The sequence below is a fragment of the Endozoicomonas sp. genome (assembly GCF_031844845.1).
Taxonomy (GTDB): Bacteria; Pseudomonadota; Gammaproteobacteria; order Pseudomonadales; family Endozoicomonadaceae; genus Endozoicomonas.
In genome coordinates this window covers 1-4,978 of record NZ_JAVRMB020000310.1, presented here as the reverse complement: position 1 = coordinate 4,978, position 4,978 = coordinate 1, and the positions used below count along the sequence as shown (strand labels likewise).

At 48.4% G+C, this 4,978-nt stretch carries 6 protein-coding genes and 1 pseudogene; all 7 read left to right on the top strand.

Annotated features, from left to right (window positions below):
- Positions 1-466 (top strand): annotated as a pseudogene (locus tag RM811_RS17235) (type II and III secretion system protein family protein); the annotation flags it as partial.
- Positions 466-762 (top strand): hypothetical protein, encoded by a 297-nt coding sequence (locus RM811_RS17230; RefSeq protein WP_402526831.1) that lies wholly within the window; start codon positions 466-468, stop codon positions 760-762. The pseudogene RM811_RS17235 and the gene RM811_RS17230, both read left to right, overlap by 1 nt.
- A 17-nt stretch (positions 763-779) precedes the next feature.
- On the top strand, positions 780-2,198 hold the full coding sequence (locus tag RM811_RS17225) for a pilus assembly protein TadG-related protein (protein WP_402526829.1): 1,419 nt from the start codon (positions 780-782) through the stop codon (positions 2,196-2,198).
- 2 nt (positions 2,199-2,200) lie between these two features.
- A complete protein-coding gene (locus RM811_RS17220) occupies positions 2,201-2,821 on the top strand; it encodes a TadE/TadG family type IV pilus assembly protein (RefSeq protein WP_402526826.1) in 621 nt (206 codons plus the stop codon).
- Positions 2,821-3,369: a TadE/TadG family type IV pilus assembly protein gene (locus RM811_RS17215; RefSeq protein WP_402526823.1), complete on the top strand. Its 549-nt coding sequence runs from the start codon at positions 2,821-2,823 to the stop codon at positions 3,367-3,369. The genes RM811_RS17220 and RM811_RS17215 overlap by 1 nt, the downstream gene beginning before the upstream one ends.
- Before the next feature lie 37 nt (positions 3,370-3,406).
- Positions 3,407-4,654: a CpaE family protein gene (locus RM811_RS17210; RefSeq protein ID WP_402526821.1), complete on the top strand. Its 1,248-nt coding sequence runs from the start codon at positions 3,407-3,409 to the stop codon at positions 4,652-4,654.
- Positions 4,655-4,736: 82 nt separating this feature from the next.
- Positions 4,737-4,978: conjugal transfer protein TraF (traF, locus tag RM811_RS17205; protein WP_402526819.1), on the top strand; the 242-nt coding region annotated here is incomplete at its 3' end.

Genomic DNA, 4,978 nt, shown 5'->3' with positions numbered 1-4,978 from the left:
CAATGTCAGCGATATTGTCAGTCACAGTGCCTCATCGCTGGGCTTTTCCAACAGTTCCAACATCATGGTGATTCCCACACTGACCAAACGCAGCGCCCAGTCCACCGTGGAACTGCTGGATGGCCAGACCATTGCCATTGCTGGCCTGGTAAATGAGAACATGCGGGATGTAGTGGATAAATTCCCGGGCCTCGGCGATGTACCGGTTCTAGGCTATCTGTTTCGCAGTCAGGAGTTCCAGAAGGGCCAGACCGAGCTGGTGATTATGGTCACCCCAAGACTGGCCAGACCGCTGACAGAGCCGTCCCCAAGCTTACCTACCGACACTTTTGTTGCCCCGGATGACCGGGAGTTTTATCTGCTCGGCCACTATACGGATAATCCAGACAAGAATAACAAAGACCAAATACTGCCCATCAGCGGCACCGAAGGACAATATGGCCATGATATTGGGGGGAGTCGCTAATGAATATTAAAGACAGTAGCAGAGTACTCGCTACCGCTTTATTACTAACCGGCCTGACTGGCTGTGTATTGCAGGAACGATACCATTTCTCCGAAGAAGCCAGCGAAGCAAGCCGGGATGCCGTACAGAACATTATGGCCAGCCAGATATTGAACCCGGAAGCCTACGAAGATAACCGAAATCGAATACCGGAAGGAGAAGACGGCATACACGCAGCCAATACCCTTAATCAGTACCGGACCGGAGAAGGTAGCGAAAGCCAGAACAGCAGTATTGAAATAGATATGGACAACTGATCAGGAATAAACGGGCCATGGCAGGCAACAGACGACCATCATTTAATGTTTCAGGAAAGCAGCACCAGCAGGGAGCTGTTGCCGTGGTTGTTGCCATCACCCTGACCGGAATGATGGCTATGATGGGGATGGCTATGGATACCGGCAATATACTGGCTGAACGGGATAAGCTGCAGAATATGGCCAATGCTGCGGCCCTGAGTGCTGCCAAAAGCTATTTCTTTCCCAATGGGTCCTATAACGAGCCAAAGACCAATGCCTGGGCAACTATTGAAGACATGGGGGCTACCACAGAAACCCTCGATATCAGCATTACACCAACCAATGGCGACAGCACAGACTTAAGTGGTCGTATTATTGCCAACGTTTCCAAAACAGTTTCCCCATTAATGCTGGGCATGGTGGGTATTGGTGAAACTACCATTACCGCTACGGCCACTGCTGGGCCCGTTCCTGAACCAGCTTATAGTGTGGCACCGATCATGGCCTGTACTGGCAGTCTGGATGACCCTAAACCGGCTGATACATCAGATCCAGATATTTACCATTTTCTGGAGTCTTTTCTGAACGACACCACTCTTGATAATGTGATTGGGTTTCGAATGTTTATTGATACTACTGGATTTGATGATCAGATCCTAAACAAGAAGCTTCTTTATGAAGTTACTTCAATCATGTTGGCCAGTGGTGACAATGTTCTGATGTATGAAGATACACCCACCAGGGTGGTAGATGAATATGGTTTGGACCCACTTATCTTAAGACCTGGGTCAATGCTTAACACTCGACTTGGCATAGAAGCAAAGACAATATCTGATAAAACTTTATTCGATAACGATGTATTCAATGCGGATATTAACTCCTCCTTTGCTAATGAAAATGGAGAAGTCTGCAGAGGTAACTGCAACTCGAAAAATGCGTTCACACAAAAGTTTCGGCAAATTGCCAATAAGGATGGAAGAATCACTTACTTTCGTGAGTTTAAGTCTTTGTTCTACGATTCGATTTTTGGCTTATTTATAAGTTGGACCAAGAATGGTAAGACTATCACGGCTTCAGATTACCCTTACCTATATGCTGACTATCAGAACGATCTTAATAACAAAACAATAGAGTGTTCAAGCTCAACCTGTAAAGCAAATCGGCGTATTTTAAAAGTCCCCGTTGCTCCAAGTTGTGCAGTAAATGACCTTAAACAAAAGGAGTTTGCCTGCTTCTTTCTTCTTGAACCAGCGAGAGTTTTTATTGATAACGCCCTTGATGACGAAGACAAGCTACCTGAAGGTGAAGAAGATTTGGACTCGCTCTTAACAGGTGTGGATTTTGAGCTGCGCACCGAATTTATTGCTCAGCATATCCCCTGCCCCACCTCAACTAAAGATGACAAGATAAGTGGAGCCTATGATATTGTTCTCTATGACGGAGGCAATGAATAAGCATGGTTCGATTTTCGGAAACCGCCTCATTACAAAACTCATTAGCAAAACAGCAAAAAGGCATTGCGGCCGTTGAATTTGCCATGGTTTTACCATTTTTGGTGGCTTTATTACTGCTGACGGTAGAGTTTGGCCGAATATATTATAACTACCAACGATTACAGTTAGCCGCTTTTGATGCCGCTCGCTACATCTCTGTCCGCCTTCCGGGAAGCGGCCTTTTTGACCTGAATAACCTGCAGAATAAGCTGAATAATGAGTTGACTGTTCAGACAAAAAAAGTTGCCGTATTTGGCATTGCTGATGACACACATTCTCCTATTCTGCCCGGGCTCAGCCTTGATGATGTTGATGTTGACTTCAATAGCCTAGCGGCTGTAGAAAACACCAATGTAAGCACATCCCGTCAATCACTCTGCCGGATACGGGCATTGTTAGAAAACAAAGATATTTTCAGTAGTCTGGTAAAGAGTATCGACGAAGAAAAATACTGCCACGAAATAGACGGAAACCTTCTGGTACAGATCAACTACACCTACCAGCCAATCTTCAGTGAAATCCCTCTACTGGGACTGGACCTCAGCATCCCCATGCAGGCTCGTGCATCAATGAGGGTGTTCTGATGAGTCGTTTATGGAAAAACAGTACGCCCAAAAAGGCGTGCAGGCCAAAGACTCAAAAGGGAGTTGCCGCTGTCGAGTTTGCCCTTATCGCTCCCCTGCTATTTGCCATGATCCTCGGAATCATCGACTTTGGCCGTATGATGTTCACCATGAATCTTCTTCAGGAATCTACCCACAGGGTAGCGGAAACGGCTACCCTGGTATTTCCAGATAACAATGGCATAAATAAAGCGCTTCAGGCCGGACTGATCGGATCATCAGAAAATAACAGCCCTCTGATCAGTAATTTCACGACGGCCCATATTGAACTGCACTACCTCGACGTCAACGGAACAAAGATTGGTTCACCAGAAACCTGCACAGATTACGACAGGATTCGATTTGTCAGTGCTCAACTGGTTCAGGGTGATGATGGCTACGCCTTTGAGTTTGTCACACCTATTAATCTGTTAGGTTTTCCACAAACCATGGATATGCCTGCCTTTTCAGTGGTTCTTCCCCGGGAAAGTCTGGGCTGGGCAGAAAATGGTACACCGTGCAGCAGTTAGTCGGCATCCAAAAAATAACAACAGAACAGGTGTAGATGTGGGCATAAATACAGACAAACCAGGCCAGGCTTCTCATAAACAGCTCAGCCACGAACAACTCAGGGTAACACTGCTCAGCGACACGGAGCAGGCCCTGGACTGGCTGGCAGCTATTCTGACACCGGTTGTTGAAATCCATACTCATCGTCTGTTGTTTAACGGCGATAGCGACCCGCTGACAACCCTTTATCAGCAGCATCAGCAGAAACCCATTGACGTTTTTATTCTCCGACTGGGCAGTCAGCCGAAGCAGCAACTGGAACAGTTTAAGCCGGTTATTTCCTCACTGAATACCACACTGATTGTTATTGGCCCGGCGGACCAGCCACTACTGATGCGTGCAGCCATGCGTGCCGGAGCCAGCGACTATCTGTCGGAACCGTTTAATGATCAGGAGCTGCTCTCCCTGCTGGAAGCCTTTTTTGAAATCCGGCAGGCGACCAATGGCGCTAATAGTGGCCGGATAACCGCGTTTATTCCCACCTCGGGGGGAGCGGGGGCGACCTTTCTGGCCTGTAATCTGGCTCATGTTATGGCAACCGAAGGACACAACACACTATTGCTGGACCTTAACACCCGCCTGGGTTCCGCGATGCAGCTTATGGATCTGTACGGTGAGTACGGTCTGGAAGATGTGCTGGCAGAACTCGCCGGTAATGACCAGACGCTGGATCAGGCGGCACTGGCAGGTTATTTGTCGAAACACGAGAGTGGGCTTTCAGTGCTGGCCATGAAGCAGATGAACCTGCTGGCAGAGGCAGACCCGGATACCGGGCAGCTACTCAGGCTGCTGAAACTGCTGAAACAGGGGCAGGACGAAATTATTATCGATCTCCCCATGCTGCCGGTGGCCATCAGCACCTTTATCCAGCAACAGGCAGACCGTATCTGTCTGGTGATGCAGCAGGATATGCAGTCCCTGCGCAACACCCTGCGCTGGCTTGATCTGGCACAGAGCCAGCTGGGTATTGCCCGTGACCGGTTTACCATTGTGGTCAACCGCTACCATCGCAGCCTGCCCATTCGTCTTGATGATATCCGTAATACACTAAAACTGACGGATATTGTCACCATTCCCGGTGATTACGCCAGGGTCAGTGGCAGCGTTAATGCCGGTATGCCGCTGTTACACCACGCCCCCCGGGCCAGTGTCACCAAAGCGGTGGTATCGCTGCATACCCGTTTTGCTGAAACGGATGAACCGACTACAGGTGTAAAATCACTGTTTAAACGAATCTTCCGGTAATCGGATTCCCGGTTGTATTGAGGCCAGGACTGGCTGGTCAATAAAAAAAAAATAACATTGGGTAACACACAAGGAGCGTCCCATGACTTTGAAAAAAATTGCTTTAGCAGTAATGCTGATGCCTGTTGCGACTTCGGTTTCGGCCTATGATGCCAAAACCGTTGGTCAGGGTGGTGCCGGGGTGGCACTGGGGGATTACACGACCTTTATGATCAACCCGGCGCATCTGGCTGAGTTTGATAACGATGATGACTTCGGCGTGAGTTTTGGCTTTGGAGCCTTACTGCAGGATAAGGACGATATGGTTGATGCGGCTGATAAAGC

What these genes read in the sequence shown, in the direction of transcription:
- RM811_RS17230 (WP_402526831.1), top strand. Translation starts at nt 466, where the DNA reads ATGAATATTAAAGACAGTAGCAGAGTACTCGCTACCGCTTTATTACTA.
- RM811_RS17225 (WP_402526829.1), top strand. Translation starts at nt 780, where the DNA reads ATGGCAGGCAACAGACGACCATCATTTAATGTTTCAGGAAAGCAGCAC.
- RM811_RS17220 (WP_402526826.1), top strand. Translation starts at nt 2,201, where the DNA reads ATGGTTCGATTTTCGGAAACCGCCTCATTACAAAACTCATTAGCAAAA.
- RM811_RS17215 (WP_402526823.1), top strand. Translation starts at nt 2,821, where the DNA reads ATGAGTCGTTTATGGAAAAACAGTACGCCCAAAAAGGCGTGCAGGCCA.